Origin of the sequence: Mesobacillus foraminis, from assembly GCF_004340465.1 — a bacterium.
In the GTDB taxonomy this organism is placed as follows: Bacteria; Bacillota; Bacilli; order Bacillales; family Cytobacillaceae; genus Mesobacillus_B; species Mesobacillus_B foraminis.
In genome coordinates this window covers 60433-76427 of the sequence record NZ_SLVV01000011.1, presented here as the reverse complement: position 1 = coordinate 76427, position 15995 = coordinate 60433, and the positions used below count along the sequence as shown (strand labels likewise).

19 protein-coding genes are annotated in these 15995 nt (G+C 46.9%); 1 reads left to right on the top strand and 18 read right to left on the bottom strand.

Going from position 1 to position 15995, the window contains the following annotated elements:
* Positions 1-118: 118 nt before the first annotated feature.
* Together EV146_RS19795 and EV146_RS19790 are read right to left on the bottom strand one after the other, a co-directional pair.
* On the bottom strand, positions 119-505 hold the full coding sequence (locus EV146_RS19795) for a DUF1284 domain-containing protein (protein ID WP_132010317.1): 387 nt from the start codon (positions 503-505) through the stop codon (positions 119-121).
* A gap of 104 nt (positions 506-609) precedes the next feature.
* Complete coding sequence (locus EV146_RS19790) at positions 610-1935, bottom strand: polysaccharide biosynthesis protein (RefSeq protein ID WP_132009944.1); 1326 nt, start codon at positions 1933-1935, stop codon at positions 610-612.
* A 451-nt stretch (positions 1936-2386) separates the two neighbouring features.
* On the opposite strand from EV146_RS19790, the gene EV146_RS19785 reads away from it, so the two are divergent.
* Positions 2387-2590 carry a hypothetical protein gene (locus EV146_RS19785; protein ID WP_132009941.1) on the top strand — a complete coding sequence of 68 codons (204 nt, stop codon included), beginning with the start codon at positions 2387-2389 and terminating at the stop codon, positions 2588-2590.
* Positions 2591-3496: 906 nt separating this feature from the next.
* Here EV146_RS19785 and EV146_RS19780 read toward each other — a convergent pair.
* From EV146_RS19780 to EV146_RS19720, 16 genes are all read right to left on the bottom strand, one after another.
* Positions 3497-4129 carry a response regulator transcription factor gene (locus EV146_RS19780; RefSeq protein WP_132009938.1) on the bottom strand — a complete coding sequence of 211 codons (633 nt, stop codon included), beginning with the start codon at positions 4127-4129 and terminating at the stop codon, positions 3497-3499.
* A complete protein-coding gene (locus EV146_RS19775; RefSeq protein ID WP_132009935.1) occupies positions 4122-5192 on the bottom strand; it encodes a sensor histidine kinase in 1071 nt (356 codons plus the stop codon). The genes EV146_RS19780 and EV146_RS19775 overlap by 8 nt, the downstream gene beginning before the upstream one ends.
* Positions 5189-5923, bottom strand: a complete 735-nt coding sequence (liaF, locus tag EV146_RS19770) for a cell wall-active antibiotics response protein LiaF (protein ID WP_181215944.1) — start codon at positions 5921-5923, stop codon at positions 5189-5191. The genes EV146_RS19775 and liaF overlap by 4 nt, the downstream gene beginning before the upstream one ends.
* 87 nt (positions 5924-6010) lie before the next feature.
* A complete protein-coding gene (locus EV146_RS19765; protein ID WP_121610068.1) occupies positions 6011-6658 on the bottom strand; it encodes a PspA/IM30 family protein in 648 nt (215 codons plus the stop codon).
* Between the two features lie 34 nt (positions 6659-6692).
* Positions 6693-7037, bottom strand: coding sequence for a lmo0954 family membrane protein (locus tag EV146_RS19760; RefSeq protein WP_121610069.1), 345 nt, complete (start codon positions 7035-7037; stop codon positions 6693-6695).
* A gap of 768 nt (positions 7038-7805) precedes the next feature.
* On the bottom strand, positions 7806-7955 hold the full coding sequence (locus EV146_RS27640) for a hypothetical protein (protein ID WP_162990141.1): 150 nt from the start codon (positions 7953-7955) through the stop codon (positions 7806-7808).
* Positions 7952-8074 carry a hypothetical protein gene (locus EV146_RS28215; RefSeq protein WP_258236027.1) on the bottom strand — a complete coding sequence of 41 codons (123 nt, stop codon included), beginning with the start codon at positions 8072-8074 and terminating at the stop codon, positions 7952-7954. The genes EV146_RS27640 and EV146_RS28215 overlap by 4 nt, the downstream gene beginning before the upstream one ends.
* A 148-nt stretch (positions 8075-8222) precedes the next feature.
* A complete protein-coding gene (gene safA / locus EV146_RS19755; RefSeq protein ID WP_121613802.1) occupies positions 8223-8825 on the bottom strand; it encodes a SafA/ExsA family spore coat assembly protein in 603 nt (200 codons plus the stop codon).
* A 57-nt stretch (positions 8826-8882) separates the two neighbouring features.
* Positions 8883-9362, bottom strand: coding sequence for a ribonuclease E activity regulator RraA (rraA, locus tag EV146_RS19750; protein WP_132009932.1), 480 nt, complete (start codon positions 9360-9362; stop codon positions 8883-8885).
* Between the two features lie 80 nt (positions 9363-9442).
* On the bottom strand, positions 9443-10135 hold the full coding sequence (locus EV146_RS19745) for a DUF421 domain-containing protein (RefSeq protein ID WP_241993982.1): 693 nt from the start codon (positions 10133-10135) through the stop codon (positions 9443-9445).
* Positions 10136-10262: 127 nt separating this feature from the next.
* Positions 10263-11075 carry a DNA-formamidopyrimidine glycosylase gene (gene mutM, locus EV146_RS19740; protein ID WP_132009929.1) on the bottom strand — a complete coding sequence of 271 codons (813 nt, stop codon included), beginning with the start codon at positions 11073-11075 and terminating at the stop codon, positions 10263-10265.
* 138 nt (positions 11076-11213) lie between these two features.
* Entirely contained in the window at positions 11214-11798 is a 585-nt protein-coding gene (locus EV146_RS19735; protein ID WP_132009927.1) for a general stress protein, read from the bottom strand.
* A gap of 81 nt (positions 11799-11879) precedes the next feature.
* Positions 11880-12605 carry a CBS domain-containing protein gene (locus tag EV146_RS19730; RefSeq protein ID WP_241993981.1) on the bottom strand — a complete coding sequence of 242 codons (726 nt, stop codon included), beginning with the start codon at positions 12603-12605 and terminating at the stop codon, positions 11880-11882.
* Between the two features lie 101 nt (positions 12606-12706).
* A complete protein-coding gene (locus EV146_RS28210) occupies positions 12707-12841 on the bottom strand; it encodes a hypothetical protein (RefSeq protein ID WP_258236026.1) in 135 nt (44 codons plus the stop codon).
* A gap of 58 nt (positions 12842-12899) precedes the next feature.
* Positions 12900-14393: an amidase family protein gene (locus EV146_RS19725; protein WP_132010309.1), complete on the bottom strand. Its 1494-nt coding sequence runs from the start codon at positions 14391-14393 to the stop codon at positions 12900-12902.
* A gap of 118 nt (positions 14394-14511) precedes the next feature.
* On the bottom strand, positions 14512-15657 hold the full coding sequence (locus tag EV146_RS19720; protein ID WP_132009924.1) for a DEAD/DEAH box helicase: 1146 nt from the start codon (positions 15655-15657) through the stop codon (positions 14512-14514).
* Between the last annotated feature and the right edge of the window lie 338 nt (positions 15658-15995).

Sequence of the window (15995 nt, the reverse complement as noted above, 5' to 3'; positions counted from 1 at the left end):
CACTAGTTTGCTGGCAATATAGACCTTTATGTGGCGTTCAAGTTTATCAGGAGGCTTTTACTCTCCGGTTTGAGATGCAAAAGGAATACTTAGATCTTTATTTTAGATTAAAAAATACTCAAGCCTTTTCCTTATACGGCCTGTAAGCTTCCCTCAGCTCGGCAATCCCTTCCTTGCAGACGCCATACTTCAGCCATGAACAATTTTCACACAAATAGTCAAGATCATCCGGAGACACCCTTTCAGCGGTCCGTGTGAGGAGGGCCGATTTCGCATAAGCTTTTCCTTCCTCCAGCCCAAGATGATGAATCACCTTGCGATCCATAAAAAGGACGTGCTCATTTGAACCTTCACTGGCTTCACACTCCGTTTTCCCCTGGTGAGGGCAGGACATGCAGGCATCATCAAAGGCAGCAACCACTTTGATCGGGAAATCCTTTTCCCGGTCCCTGACATCCTTCACAATCCCCTCCATTTTCTTGATAAAACCCGGGCTGTACCCCATCCCCCTGAAGCCATGGACGCAGAGGAGATGGTGCCCGCGCAGGACCTTATCCACGCCGGTCACCCCCTTCAGTTAAGCATTTCGACAATAACATGGAAAAACCTTTAAGTATTTTTCGGTTCTGCCTTCGATGCCCAGGCCACGCCGATTTTTTTACAGACTGTAAGAAAATGCAGCAGCGTCAGCAGAACCGTGCCTGCATTCATCCCGACAATGACTCCTGCCATCTGCCACTCCGGCTGCGAGCCAAGAAGATAGATGGTGGTGTAGGAAACAATGGTCGCCCAGACGGTATGGATAAACGCATCCTTCAGAAGGCCAAGGCCAATCAGATAAGCCTGCATCGGGATTATAAAATAATGCAAGAGAAAATACGGCCAGAGCAGCTGCAGGTAGTACGCTGCATTGTCGGAATGGAAAAACAGGCTGGTCAGCGGCTCGGCATAAAAATAGAACACCCCCACTGCCGGGACTCCGTAAAACAAGGTGAGCAGCATTACATGCTGGAGAAGCTTCTGCAGTTTGCCATGCTCTCCGGCGGCGTGGTGCTTGGCCACGGTGGGGATCAGGATCACCATAAAGGAATGGGCAATAAACGCCGGGAAGAACCCAATGGACATCGCGACCCCTGCCAGCATTCCAAACTGGTCATTTGCCGCTTCCGCCGGTACCCCCGCCTGGATAATAGCCGCTTTAATCAAAAACGGCTGCACCGCATGGGTCAGAGAATGGAAGATTCTCAGTGCCGTCGTCGGCCCGGAAATTGCCACCAGATCCTTCCTGAGCTCTTTCCTTCCAAGACTTTCCCTCGGAAGGACCTTCAAATTCTGATAGCTTACGATAAAAAAATAAAACAAATATAAGAAAACAACAAGCTCGCTCGCTGCCAGGGTGAAAAACGCCACAAGAAGGGCTGTCGGCCTCTCAAACTCAAAAAACTGATAGACCCCCACCAGCAGCAAAAGCTGGATCAGCCTCCGCAGCAAATTGGCAAGGGCAATTTTCCCCATGTCCTCTTTCCCCATAAAATAGCCTCGTGCAATCGATGAAAAGGAAACAAGGGGAATCATGAACAGCACCATCCATTTCAAAAATGGAGGGTATGAGTCAAAGATCGGCACAAACGGCATTCCGACCGCAACAACAACAAACAAAGCAGCAGAAAGGACGATCGTAAGATGCAGGACATCCCTGAGCATCTTTTGATGGTACTTCGCATCCTTTTCAGCTACGATTTTAGAGATGGAAACCGGGAGTTCAAAGCTCGCGAGCATCATAATCAAGAAAATCAGCGGAAGCACCGTCATGTAACGGCCCATGCCGCTTTCCCCCAGCTCCCTGGCCAGAATCATATTAATCAGAAACTCTGCACACTCACTGACAAAGGCTGCCAGTACCAACACCATTACGCCTCGCAAAAATAACTTCATGCCGTCTCCCCTCTGCACTTTTAGCCTTCTTTATACATATGAGACAAGGCACAGTTTTATTTTTAAAAATTGGTACAAGATTTAATCGGGAGCCAGTCATGTTTGTTTTCTCAAACAAAAATAGGCCCCAGAATCACCAGAGGTTGAAGGTATTTATTATTTTTTTGTCGGACCAGTTGTTTGCCCCTCTTTCACGGTCTGGTTAAAAATTTGTTTTTCGTTTCTAGTCGAAAACTGATTTTTGTCCCCTTCCCCTCTTGTTCCTATTTTTCTTTTGGCAATACCATTCGTTTTCGGCCGAACCAATCAGTTTTGGCCTCATTCACTATATGGTTAAAATTTACTGTTCTTACAAAACCTTAAAGGAAATAGACTGGAAATAGGCTTGTCAATAGCGTTTATGAACGCCCAGCAGGCGGGTAATGTGATGATAAGAGAAGGAGTGGGGCCAATGCACAAAAAACTCGAACTATCTGACTACCAACTATGGATGTGTGAAAAAATTAAAGAAAAACTTTCCGAGGATCATAATACTGCGGATGCAGCCTTAACCTTTGGCGGAGATGTCGCCGAACGCGAAGTGATTTCCCTCGCCCTCAGCGAAATGCTCTACCGGCTGGGCGGGCTGGATCCACAAATGAAACGAATAGATTAAAGAGGCTATAAATTGGCCTCTTTTTCTTATGAACAGCGGATTTCCACGGGATTATGAAGGGTTCGGAAGGGGGGTCCGAGTGGTGCGGCGGTCTTGCTCGGGGGAAGCTCCGAATACTTAGGAATGAAGGTGAGATCTGTTACATTCTGTATTTTTAAGGTTCGTTGGATGTTATAGAAATATAGTAGTTCAAGTGACTTATTAAAGCAGCATATGCTGCTCAATGCAAATGTTTTTCGAGCACTCTGCGGACGTACTCCGAGCCCTTTTTTTCCAAACCAGGCACTTTATTTTCGAAATCCCGGTTTCCTATCCTAATCTGCTGTTTTATTTTCCAAAGGGACCATTTTATTTTTCAACCAGAGCCTTTTATTTTCCAAGCACTTCGTGTCCGAATCCCAATCCTTTTTTATTTTCCAAACCAGGCACTTTATTTTTCAAACTCCCGGTTTCCTATCCTTATCTGCTGTTTTATTTTCCAAAGGGACCATTTTATTTTTCAACCAGAGCCTTTTATTTTCCAAGCACTCCGTTTCCGCACCCCGGTCCTTCTTATATTCCAAACCAGGCACTTTATTTTTCAAACTCCCGGTTTACTATCCTAATCTGCTGTTTTATTTTCCAAAGGGACCATTTTATTTTTCAACCAGAGCCTTTTATTTTCCAAGCACTTCGTGTCCGCACCCCGATCCTTCTTATTTTCCAAACCAGGCACTTTATTTTTCAAACTCCTGATTTACTATCCTAAACTGCCGGACTAATTTCAATAGGACATGTTCCCAGGCGTTATGAGGCTCCCATGGTTGCCTCCCCATAAAAAAAGGCCGCTATGAGAATTCATAACGACCTTTGGTTATTTTAAAGGTATTGTCAAAGTGGTAACTGTAGCCACTAAACCGGGCCAGCCTACTTCACAAGCGAATGCTTAAAGGCATAAATCACCGCTTGCGTCCGGTCCTGGACCTGCAGCTTGCTGAGGATATTGCTGACGTGGGTTTTCACGGTTTTTAAGGCGATGAACAGATCATCGGCAATTTCCTGATTGGTTTTTCCTTCGGTCATAAGCAGGAGGACTTCCATCTCGCGCTCGGTGAGTTCCTCGTGAAGGTCCGTTGTTGGTTTTTGGCGCATTTTCATCATCATTTTCCCGGTCACTTCAGGCTCGAGGACCGGCTTTCCGCTATATGTAGCTCGTACGGCGTTGGCGATATCGCTGGCTTTTGAGGTCTTAAGCATATAGCTCGTTGCGCCGGCCTCCAGAGCAGGATATACCTTTTCATCATCCAGGAAGCTGGTAACGACAATAATCTTGGCTTCCGGCCATTCCTCGATGATCCTTCTCGTCGCCTCGATTCCGTCCATTTCCTTCATGACCAGGTCCATCAGGATGATATCCGGCCTCAGCTTCAGTGCGAGCTCTGCCCCTGTCCGGCCATTATCGGCTTCCCCCACGATCTCGATATCAGGCTGTGCCGATAAATACGATGACACCCCGATCCTCACCATTTCGTGATCGTCGACAAATACAACTCTAATCATTGTCCCCACCTGCCACATTTAAAATTGGAACCTTCACTTCCAGCTTGGTTCCTTTATTTTTAATTGAGATAATCTTTAGCGTGCCGCCAATTTCACCGGCACGTTCGTGCATATTCTGGAGCCCGTAGGAGCCAGCCCTTGATTCCTCAACATCAAAGCCGATGCCGTCATCGGACACCCGCATAATGACCATTTCATCTCTCTTGATGAGCAATACGTCTAATTTGGAGGCTTGTGAATGGCGAAGTGTATTTGAAACAGATTCCTGGAGAATTCGGAACAAATGGTCCTCGACTCCCTTATCAAGCGGGAACGCTTCCACCTTCCAGAGGATATTCATGGTGACTTTCTGTGTTAATTCCATCATCAGTTCTTCAATTCCTGCCTGCAGCGATTTCCCTTTCAAATCGGCCGGCCGCAGATGCAGGAGCAAAGCTCTCATTTCCAGCTGCGATTTGTGAATCATTTCCTCGACCATCTTTAACTGCTTGGCTTCCCGTTCCTGAGCCGGGGTCGTTTCTTCACTTTCGGACAGCGCTTTCGTTTCTAAAATGGCGGACATCATCATGGATGCCGCGAACAGCTGCTGGCTCACAGAGTCATGCAGCTCGCGGGCCAGGCGGTTCCGTTCCTGCGAAATCATCTCCTGAATCCGCGTTTCCTGCTCCTCGGCCTTTTCCGTCGCCAGCCGCTGGGAGAGCATGGCCTTTTCAGAAATTTGTTTCCGGACTCTTTGGACCCTTCCGGAAATGCCGCTGATTTCAGGAGGCAGCGCTGACTGGCCAGGATCCGGCTGCCGGCCTTCCTCCAGCTGAAACAGCCAGCTGTCCACCGTTTGAAGCTGCCGGCGCCAATAAACACCGGAAACCACGCCAAAAAGCATGCCGGAGCCCAGGCTTACCGTTGCAGTAAACAGGATGAACGGAATATCCATCAGCTCCAATTCCCACAGTTCCATCCAGTTCTTGAGAGGATGGACAAAGAAATAGGAGCCCGTCAAAAAGATAAAAAGCAAGAGACTGAGGGAAAATCCCCATAAAATTTGACGCTGGACACCGCTCATATTCTTTTCACCTCTATATCACCAATCAGCATTGAGGTGAAAATTTTAATTTTCTGTTCCGCCTGCTCATACCCGGGAGTTTTTAAGACCAGTGACTGGTTAAATGCCCGGTCCTGGTGATGGTCAAGCACATCGGCGGCGCCGGCCAGTGTTGAATGCCGGATATTTACTTCCATATCATATGGAACAAAGATTTTTATATTACCAATGATATTCCGGATAAAAATAACGGTCTCGCCTTTTGGAAGCACAGTATAGCTTAAATCAATGATACTGTCTCCCACTCCGGCAAGAATATTGATGTCATCCCATTCGTATACATGTTCAGGCGTTTTCTGGTGGCCGAAAAATGTATTTTTAAATAATGGGGACTGTTCCACCAGCGTTGTTTCCGGTGAAACAGGCTTTGGCTCCTCTACGACCGGACGAATCACTTCAGGATTCTTCTTCGACTGGGCAAACTGGATGAGGATATAAATCAGGATGGCCAGCAGGAAAAATCGGAACGTCATCATACCAATCACACTGGTTCCTAAAATAAACAACCCTACCCAAAACAGGAGCTTCCCAAAGGATCGGCGCCTGGCCTTCCGCCCCATGTAGATCATTGCCCCCGACACAAAGAGGGAAAAGATCAATCCTGTATTAAAGAAGGAGATTTCAAGCAGCAGAAGCAAGGCTCCAAGCAAGACAATCCAGCTGATATAATCATTTTTCATTTTGCCTAGCACGATCTTTTCCTCCTTTCTGGCGAGGTAAAATGGAGATAAAAGGCGCGGACTGGGCCTGCGCCTCTTTTAGCATACCATGTTTGGATATTAAGAAATAGAATGTGTTTCTTGTTTTTTCAGCTCTTTTTCAAGCTCGGCAATCCGGCCGTCAATGGTGTTGCGGTAGTACGAGCTGTTCACTTGGTTCTCAATCTTGTCAAGATAGGACTCAATTTCTGAGAACTTGGAGTAAGCTTTATCGGAATAGGCATCATTTTCAATCACCTGATCCATTCGCTGATGGGCGCGGCTCACATTTTCCCTGCCCATGAGTTCGAGGCGTCGGATATGCATATCCTTCAGCTTGTGCTTCATATCCTCATACTTATGCTCCAGTTCATCCTGCTGTTTTGCCGCATTGGCAAGAGCTTCTTTCAAACGTGACGCTCTTTCTGCATATTGATTCTGTTCCTGGGATGCAAAGCTTGCCAGCTCGGTTTCTCCAGCTTTCTGGGCAATATCTGCCTGACTGCTGCGTTTCTCAGCCATTTCCAGTGCTTGAAGGTATTCTGCATTAAAGCGGTCTTTCAGCTGGTGCTGGCGTTCAAGCAGCTTGCGGACTTTCTCGGTTTCCAGCTCGCATTCACGAAGGTATTGGTTCAGCATCGCAATCGGATCTTTTCTTTCCTTCATATCAAGTGCTTCATTTAAATCGGCTAATACAGTATTTTTAATGCGAGTAAACAGGTTCGTCATGTGACATCTCTCCTTATTAGTTGTTTTTTTTGTCTTAGGAATTTTTCAGTTCTGCCCATTGCTTTTCAAAATTGGCAAAAGGGTCATCACTTTTGGAGCTAGGTGTGTTGTCTTCATTCCACTTTTTATAAACCAGGTAAAGGACATAAGCTGCGGCTATGGCAAGAATCGCGGGAACATTGGAGGCAGTGGCCATCAGGATGAATAATCCCAGCACACCCCAGGCAATTTTCTTAAAAGTGGAGTCTGTTTTCAAAAACTGTTTCACGATGAAGTAGAGGACCGCAAGACTGACCGCCAATCCAACAAGCGGACCAAGGTTTGAAACAAGCACCAGCGCCGCAATACCTCCTGCAAGCAGTAAACCAAATTTTTTCATGTTCATTTCCTCCTTTCTTGATATCATCTTACCTCGAAAGAAGAACTCTCATAACGAGCCTGAGCTTGATTTTCAACTAGGACCTGAGGCGGAGGAAGGTATGGTACTAGGATACTTAAAGGGGAATTGGTTCTGAATAGACCTAGTTTCCACATGCTGTTAAAGGGTTGGCAATCAGGGGTTTTGGCCAAGTCACATAAGTCGGACTCACAGCGGTAATGACAGTACCGGTCGCTTTTAAAAGGAATTTGACTTTCATAAATCAGTGAGTGCTAGCCTCCAGTTATTTTCAAAGGAAATTGATGCGGGAAACGGAGAACTTCGAGAGGTAATTGGGGATCCGCCCCAATTAATTTTAGAGAAGTTCTTTCTATAAAGCGTGGTAAAAAGATGGGTTTTTAGATTAGGCCAAAATTGATGGATTTTGAAAGGCAAATTACTCTTATTTTCTGAAGGTACCGGGACATTCTTCGCCCCAATTTCACAATCTGGACACTGGTTTTTCAATAAAATCAAATAATCAATTCATAAATTAAATTTATCGATACATAAACCAAAATAATCGATGCATAACCCTCCGTCATCGATGTATAAATGTATTTCAGGCAAAAAATCAGCCACTTTTACCCGGAAAACTTGGAATATCAAGCTTCAAACAGGCGGTTTCTTTTAAAAAACTAAATTTCCCCGCTAAAAACAGCACAATTCACGCAAAAAACAACGCACCCCCCGCCCCTGTTCACCTTTTTTCAAACTAAACATTTACATTTACGTCCAGCCAGTTTCCGCACGTGCGCCCGAGGCATCCCGAATACAGTAGTTGGGTCCCCTGACCTTTTCAACATGGAATGACCATCCACCTCGGTCAGTCCGGACATTCCTTGCCCCGCTTTCACAATCTGGACACTGATTTTTCAATAAAATCCAATGATCGATTCATAAATCAATTTTATCAATGCATAAACCAAAATAATCAATGCATAAACTAAAATAATCAATGCATAACCTTCCGTCATCGATGTATAAATGTCTTCCATTGACCAATTAACCCCATTTCACTTCAGGAAACATGGCTTTTCCCTCTTCAAAAAGGGCAGTCCGCCCAATAAAACTATATTTCCCGCTAAAAACGATGCTCTCCACGAAAAAATACACCGGCGATCCCCGCCGGTGCTCTCTCCCACCTTATTTTGCAATGAACATTTGTGTCCAGTAGTGCCCGTACGAACCGCCTGATGCATGCCCGACACCGATATGAGTGTAGGAGCTGTTCAGGATATTGGCACGGTGGCCCGGGCTGTTCATCCATGAATTGACGACTTCCTGCGGCGTACGCTGGCCAGCCGCAATATTTTCACCAGCACTCCGGTACGCAATGCCGAAGTTTTTGATCATGGTGAATGGACTGCCGTAGGTCGGGCTTGTATGCGAGAAGTAGTTCTTGTCCCTCATGTCGGCCGATTTGTACCTTGCAACCCGCGAGAGCTCCCAGTTGGCGGCAAGCGGCCTTAAGCCGTGCTTGGCCCGTTCCTGGTTGGTCAGCTGGATAACCTGGCTCTCAATGTTTTTAGTCGCAGAAATGTCAGGGATGTTGACTCTTTGCCCAGGATAAATAAGGGCTGGATTCTTAAATTGCGGATTCGCGCTGATCAGCTCGGACAGCCCCACCTGGTACCGGACCGAAATCTTCCACAGGGTGTCACCGCGCTGGACCGTATACACCTGCTGCGCAAATGAGACCGACGGAACGGCGACTAATAAAATCAAGGTTAATAAAAATTTCTTCATCATCTCATCATTCCTCCTCCAAAATAGGATGAGGAATTTCGTTCATTTTATACAGTTTTAAAAAAGTTTTCCTTTCGAAAGGATGACCCCATCGCCATCAGCATACACATGGGATTCTGGTGTCCAGTCGATGTTTCCAAAGAAGACAGGAATCTGCCTCTCCCCTTTGCCGTCTTTCTTGCTTCTCAGAGGATTGGTGCCAATCGCGAGAATTCCGATATCCAGCTGGCCAAGGTCTTCACTGTCCCGGACACAGCCATTAATGATGATCCCGGCAAGCTTGCGGTCCTGCGCAATTTTCCCAAGCCGGTCCCCCATCAGGGCGCATCGGCGGGACCCTCCGCCGTCGACAACAAGGACACTACCCTCCGGAACGGTCTCCAGCGATTCCAGGACAAGGACATTATCTTCAAACACTCTGACAGTAGCAACAGGACCGGAGAATTTGGACCTCTTTCCATAGGATTTAAACTCCAGCTGGCAAACTTCAAGTTCATTCCCAAATTCATCGCATAAATCAGCCGTTTTAAAGTTCATTCCCAGGCACACTCCCTTTCATCCTTTTCCCACTACTTCTGGAAAGAATGGCGTAATCCCTTTATTTCATGCAAAAAAGACTACACACTGATACAGTGGTCATAGGTTTTAATAAAGAATCCATGAGAGGCGGACCACTCGGCATAGTAGATATCTTTAATATCGGTTATACCCTCTTTCTTAAGACCTTCCATCAGCCATTCCCTGTCTTTTTCTACGGCTTTTAAATTATGTTCATGGATTTTCCCTTCATCCACCACCAAAATGGCCGGTTCTATTTCCTCTACCTCCTGCTCTTCTCCATCCTCTTTCACCGCCGAGGACTTCTGGTATTTCAACACGCTTATCTCCCCATTGGTTTCCAGAAAGACATATTTAACTTCCCTCAAGGAAAAGACATCCTTTTGCCTTAACAGGGACCGCAGCTGCTCGAGTTCCAAATTGGCCCGCTCCAGTTCCTTGATGGAAATTTTCCCATCCTTGATCAGCACCTGGGTGCTGCCTTTTAAGGGGCCCCTGAGCCAATCGACTTTTTGAGTCAGTTTTTCCACCGTATAGATTAAAATCCCCCAGACGGTGATGGAAAAAATCATTTGGGGGATGGTATGGTCAGCGTGGTAAATTGTTTCCTCCACCATTCCTCCTAAAATAAGAGCATAAACAAAGTCAAATGGTGTCACCTGGGACATATGCTTTTTCCCGAGAATTCTTGTGACGATGACAAGGGCAGCAAGCCCAATCAAAAGCTTCAGTGCCATTCCTGCATAAAACAATTCAGTATCCCCCTCAGTTCCTTGCCTTTTTGCTTCCTATTCCCTTTTTAGGCTTAAAGGAACCTCATGGTGCAAACTTCCAAGGGGATTTCCCCCATAAAAAAAGAACCTGTCGTCAGGCTCTTTGTTACCCTTTCTGGCAGTTGGGACAATAAAACATCTTTCTTGTGGAAATCATTTCTTTAACAATGGCCGTCCTGCACCGAAGGCATGGCTCCCCTTCCCGGTCATACACCAAACATTGGTCATTATAGCCGCCTGTTTTGTGGTCATTTTTAAATAAAGGCATTTCCATATAGCCCCCAGCATGTATCGCCCGCTGAAAGACAGTGTGCATCCCGGTGAAGAGCCCCTGCAGCTCCCGGGTTTCGAGCTCAGTGAATTTACGGGAAGGCTTCACGGCTGCTTCAAAGCAGATCTCATCGGAATAGCAATTCCCGATTCCTGCAATTACTTCCTGATTGACAAGGGTGGTCTTAATCCTGCCCTTTTTCTCGCTAAACAGCTCGCTGAATCTGGCAAATGTAAATTCAGGGTCGAGCGGCTCCGGTCCCAGGTCCGACAGCTCCGCTTCCAGGCTCTTCGCATCATGAAGATGAAGATAGCCCAGCCTCAGGCCGATAAAATAGAGCTTTAAGTCGCCGAAGGCAAGGATGACCTGCTTGGTTCGCTTAGGATTGTCCTGGTCATTCCCCAAATACATCAAGCCTCCCAGCATCAGATGGAGTAAAAGGCTTTTCCCGGAGTTCAAGTGGAAAATGAGATGCTTGGCGCGGCGGTTCACAGCTACAATGCTTCTCCCTTTCAGCTCCTGGATGAATTGCGCAGGAGGCAGATTAATACTTTTATCCCGGTTCACTTCAATGTTCGTGAGCGGCTTTCCAATGATATGCCCGCCAAGCAGCCTTTTGTAGTTTTCCATTTCCGGAAGTTCTGGCATGGTCCCGCAGCTCCTTTTTTGATTCTCTATTTTCTTAGTATGCTTGAAGGGCTGTGTTACATGCAGAATTGGAATGCAAAAAACAGGCTCCCGTACTGGAAGCCTGCATTTATTGTTGTTTACTCTTTTAGATGTTACTTAAAAATCTCTTGGATTATCAAGACGGGTATTAGCAGGGTTATCAGAAGTCAGAGTGTCATTATAAGGGCGTCCGCCTGTGATGGTACCGCCTGTTAGAGTCTGATCGTCTGAGGCATCAAATGGCTCCTGTACCCTGTCTTCACGGCGTTCTACCACAACAAGGATTTTCCCTTCCTTCACGTAGCCTTCATAACGGTCTGCATCCTCTTCAGGAATTCCCATCCCGATAAGAGCCCCAGTAAGACCGCCTGCTCCAGCACCGACAGCTGCCCCTGTAAGAGTTGCCGCAATTGGACCCGCTGCGACAATTGGCCCGATTCCGGGAATCGCCAGGGCACCAATCCCTGCAAGCAATCCAGTCAAGCCTCCGAGCACACCGCCGGTCGCTGCGCCGGCTGCAAGGCCTTCCTCTGTCTTCGTACCAGTTGCATCGTTAATTTCTTCAACTTCCTCGTTGTTTCTGCCAATAACGGAAATATCCTCTGCTGCATATCCCTGACGTTTTAAATCCTCAACCGCGGAAATAGCTTCCTGTTCATTATCATAAACGCCAACTATGTGTTTTTCATGTTCGTTCAACATCGTATCTTCCTCCTTTGGACGAGTAGTCTTTTTTAAAGATACCCGCTACAGAGGTCTATAAACTTTTCTCTGATAAGTTAGTTAGCTATTTGGTTCGGGATCCAGTAGATCCCACGGCGTGATGACACCCTTTGGCTTGCTGTCCTTTTCCCCGTTCTCTGTGAGGATCACGGCCTGGAGCTTCTTATCCTGGGTATGATACTCATCAAACCGCTCCTCCACTTCGTACAGCGTTGCTTTTTCCGATACGAAATCCACATAGTAATTCTTATCCTTTGTCAGTACCTCGCCAACTTGTACATTTTCCAGTGAAATGACATCGCTGGAGAACTTCCTCCCCATCCAGCGGATAATGTCAGTGGAGGTAAGCAATCCTCTGTATTCATTGTTTGTGCTGTAAATAGGGAAGCGGGTAAACTCGAATTTATTGATGGCTTTCAGGACATCCTTCAGCAGGGCATCCTCATAATAATAAAAAACGGGAGTGGAAGCAGCAGAAATCGCTAACGGGGGCTTTTCAAAGTGATCCGCAATCTCCTCAATCCTGGCCACAACCTCTTTGTGAGGCTCTGCAATATAGTAATCAACATCCACCTTCTCGTGGACAATCGCATTTCTCAGCTTTGCAAATTGATATAGTTCGTTTTTGTATCTTCGGATGATCGAATGGTTTTTAAAGCCTGTGTTCAAGAGCTCTACAAAGGCATCATTGGACGCATTCTTTACCATCTCTTTCAGGCAGCGATGGATTCGGTTAAAGGCCACTTCAAACTGGCCTGACTGGCCCCGGTCATTCTTCTTCTCCAAGTGTGTTCCCTCCAATAGTTAGTCATACAGCTTTTATACCCATTTTATCTAAAAAAAGAACAAAACCATAAAAGGCGCCCCATGAAGGGACACCTCTTTTATCAGTCTGTATGATTGATTTGCTTTGTGTTTTTTGCGCCGGTTGTCCACTCCACCAATTCTTCGCTCGTCCGGTTTCCTTTTTTTACGTTATTGTTCCGGTTTGCATTGGCATTTCCGAATTTTTTCCTGCCCATCGCTGATCTGCTCCTTTTTTTACAGGTTCAAGAATAGTATGAGCGCGAAGGAAATACCTTATGCCCGCTTGCCACGCATGGAGGCAACTTCCAGTACAGGCGGCTTCCGCACTTTGGTCGCCTGCTCAAACGCGTAGGCAAGCCGGACCAAAATCGGCTCACTGTAGACTGTCCCGGTAAAAGTAAGGCCAAAAGGCTCTCCATCGGAGGTATAGCCGGCAGGCACCGTAATCGACGGATACCCCGCCCTTGCTGCAAGGTCACTGCCATGATCATGAGGGAAAACAAGCGCCTCGACGCCGTGAACCTTTAAAGCAAAGTCAATTCCCTTTTCTGTGGACATGTATTGGTCATGCTCCAGGGCACTGATATATTCCTTCTCTTTCAGGCTTCCACTCGTTTCCTCTGATTCAAGCAGAACCTCCTGGCCATATTTCAGCGTACGTTCCATGTGATGTTTATTAAAAGCAATCACATTCGCCAGAGAGCGCACTTTTACCGTCGAAGGCAGCTGGCTGAGATAGGCATTTACACCCGATTTAAACTCATACGTCAGGACATCGTATCCCCATTCTGCCTCAGCAGAGGGAATCCCCACATCCTTCAGCTGTGCCCCAAGCTCCTTCAGCTGATTAAGACACTGTTCGAACAGCTCCTGTTTTTCATCACTTAACTCCTCAAGATAGGCTGGATCGCGGGGTACCCCCAGTTTCGCCCCCTGCAGGCCGTCTGGATCAAGATGGCGGGAGAAATCTTCGCCCCTCAGGCTGGTATTGGTTAAGGTAACAGGGTCACGTGCATCAGTGCCAGAGAGTGCTGATAAAAGATAAATGGCATCTTTTACGGTTCTAGCCATTGGCCCCGCCGTATCCTGGGTATACGAGATTGGAATGATGCCGCGCCGGCTGATCAGCCCGACTGTTGGCTTGATTCCAACAAGGGAATTCTGGCAGCTGGGGTTCAGGATGGAGCCTGAGGTTTCCGTGCCGACCGATACAGCGGCAAGATTTGCGGCAATGGCAGCGCCCGAACCAGCACTGGAGCCGCCAACATGGAACCTTCCCTGCCCGTACGGATTCAGGACCTGCCCGCCCCTTGAACTATAGCCGCTCGGCATGCCAATCGCCATGAAGTTGGCCCATTCGGTCATATTCGTTTTTCCAAGAATGACAGCCCCTGCCTTCCTCAGCTGCGAAGCCACGAAGGAATCCTCGGGGGCAATTGAATGCTCAAGGGCCAGCGAGCCGGCACTCGTGTGCATCTTATCATGTGTATCAATATTATCCTTGAGCAGCACCGGTATTCCATGCAGCGGCCCCCGTGCTCCGTGCTCCCTTCGTTCCACATCCAGCGCAGCCGCGATGTGGAGGGCATCCGGATTGAGTTCCAGGACCGAATGGATGGCAGGGTCCACTTCGGCAATTCGATTCATGTATAAAAGGACAAGCTCTTTTGAGGAAAGCTCCCCGTTCTCCATCTTTTCCTGCATGTCATCAATGGTAGCTTCCGGCAGCCAATCGTTCAGAAGACTGCGCAATTTCGGATTTTCCATCATGGATCTTTCCTTTCCCGAAAAGGTTTTCTACCTTTTAATTTCTTTTCATCTTAGACAATTCCCTGCCATCGCAAGAAAAAAAGCCATGGCTCGCTGCCACAGCTTTACACGTATGTTATTTCCGGTCAGTCCCAACAATCTTTCCTTTATAAAAACCCTTTTCCTCCGGCACAAATCCTAATTCCTTGCAAAACCTCTTCAGGTCGCGCAGCTCGCGTTCATTTACAATCGAAATGACGGTTCCCTCTGCGCCAAAACGGCCTGTCCGACCAGAACGGTGGATGTATTGCTCAAGGTCCCGCGGAAAATCATAATGAACAACGTGGGTGACACCCTTGATATCAAGTCCGCGAGCCGCCACATCGGTCACAAGCAGCATTTCATTCTTTCCTTCCCGGAACTGCTTCAAGTTTGCCTGCCGCTGCTGTTTGGTCAGTTCACTGTGCAGCATAGCTGCAGGGATATCATTGTAATTAAGCCTTTCCGCTGCTACCTGAAGGCTTCCAATATCCTTCATGAACACAAGCCCCTTAAACGAATCAAGCCGTGACAGCTTCTCAAGAATTTTAATTTTATCCCGCTGCTCGGAGATAAAATAAATATGTTCCACATCAGCCGACTCAATGGTCGTATCCTTCTTAATATGAAAGACTTCAGGATCCTTGGCCAGCTCTTTCGCAGCCTGTTCCGTATGCTTCGGAAGGGTTGCCGAAAACAGGAGCACTTGACGGTCCGCCAGCGTCGCCTTCACGATATTCTGTACCGTGGCCTGATGCTCGGCGACCAGGAGCTGATCCCCTTCATCCAGGACAACTGTCTTCACTTCATGCATTTTAATCTTCTTTTGTTTGATCAGCTCATAGATCCGGCCGGGCGTCCCTACAATAATGTGAGGGCTTTTCTTTAATTTCTCGAGCTGGCGCTTTGGGTTGGCACCGCCAATAATCGAAGCTGAGCGGATTCCGCTGCCTTCGCCCCATTTTTGAACCTCCGATAGGATCTGCATCACAAGCTCCTGCGAAGAAGCCAAAATAACTGCTTGGGCATTTCGCTTATCCGGATCGATTTTATTTAAAACCGGCAGCAGGTACGCCAGCGTTTTCCCTGTACCCGTCGGCGATTCAGCAATCACGTCTCCACCCGCTAAAATCAGCGGAATTCCCTGCGTCTGAACATCCGTCATCGTCGAAAACCCTGACTTGTTCCAGGCCTCCTGCAAAAACGGCTTCAACTCATTTATAATCGATTGATTTTCAGTCATTATAATCTCCTTTAAGACACATTTTCTCCTAAAAAGAATACTAGCTAAAACCTTATAATAAGTCCAGTATGCCCTGCGTGAATCGAAATCTTTTTAAAAGGCATTCTCATTTTACTGATTTAGTTGGAAATGCCTGGGGTTTTCCTGCTCCGTAAGAATCCTCATTTAAGTAACCTTTAAAAAAAGAAGAAGGTTTTTCCGTTGTTTTCACAGCTTGGACACAGTTTTTTCAATAAACCAAAATAATCGATCCATTATTTAAATTAATCGATGCATAAACGGGAAGAATCAATCGATAACTCAGAAGAATCGATGTATAAATGATCAAACTGGCTTTT

What these genes read in the sequence shown, in the direction of transcription:
- EV146_RS28215 (WP_258236027.1), bottom strand. Translation starts at nt 8,074, where the DNA reads ATGGAAGACATTTATACATCGATGACGGAAGGTTATGCATTGATTATT.
- EV146_RS19775 (WP_132009935.1), bottom strand. Translation starts at nt 5,192, where the DNA reads ATGAGCGGTGTCCAGCGTCAAATTTTATGGGGATTTTCCCTCAGTCTC.
- mutM (WP_132009929.1), bottom strand. Translation starts at nt 11,075, where the DNA reads ATGCCAGAACTTCCGGAAATGGAAAACTACAAAAGGCTGCTTGGCGGG.
- EV146_RS28210 (WP_258236026.1), bottom strand. Translation starts at nt 12,841, where the DNA reads ATGGGCAGGAAAAAATTCGGAAATGCCAATGCAAACCGGAACAATAAC.
- EV146_RS19765 (WP_121610068.1), bottom strand. Translation starts at nt 6,658, where the DNA reads ATGACGAACCTGTTTACTCGCATTAAAAATACTGTATTAGCCGATTTA.
- EV146_RS19760 (WP_121610069.1), bottom strand. Translation starts at nt 7,037, where the DNA reads ATGAAAAAATTTGGTTTACTGCTTGCAGGAGGTATTGCGGCGCTGGTG.
- EV146_RS19725 (WP_132010309.1), bottom strand. Translation starts at nt 14,393, where the DNA reads ATGGAAAATCCGAAATTGCGCAGTCTTCTGAACGATTGGCTGCCGGAA.
- EV146_RS19795 (WP_132010317.1), bottom strand. Translation starts at nt 505, where the DNA reads ATGGGGTACAGCCCGGGTTTTATCAAGAAAATGGAGGGGATTGTGAAG.
- EV146_RS19785 (WP_132009941.1), top strand. Translation starts at nt 2,387, where the DNA reads ATGCACAAAAAACTCGAACTATCTGACTACCAACTATGGATGTGTGAA.
- EV146_RS19790 (WP_132009944.1), bottom strand. Translation starts at nt 1,935, where the DNA reads ATGAAGTTATTTTTGCGAGGCGTAATGGTGTTGGTACTGGCAGCCTTT.
- EV146_RS19735 (WP_132009927.1), bottom strand. Translation starts at nt 11,798, where the DNA reads ATGTTGAACGAACATGAAAAACACATAGTTGGCGTTTATGATAATGAA.
- rraA (WP_132009932.1), bottom strand. Translation starts at nt 9,362, where the DNA reads ATGAACTTTAAAACGGCTGATTTATGCGATGAATTTGGGAATGAACTT.
- EV146_RS19720 (WP_132009924.1), bottom strand. Translation starts at nt 15,657, where the DNA reads ATGACTGAAAATCAATCGATTATAAATGAGTTGAAGCCGTTTTTGCAG.
- EV146_RS19780 (WP_132009938.1), bottom strand. Translation starts at nt 4,129, where the DNA reads ATGATTAGAGTTGTATTTGTCGACGATCACGAAATGGTGAGGATCGGG.
- safA (WP_121613802.1), bottom strand. Translation starts at nt 8,825, where the DNA reads ATGAAGAAATTTTTATTAACCTTGATTTTATTAGTCGCCGTTCCGTCG.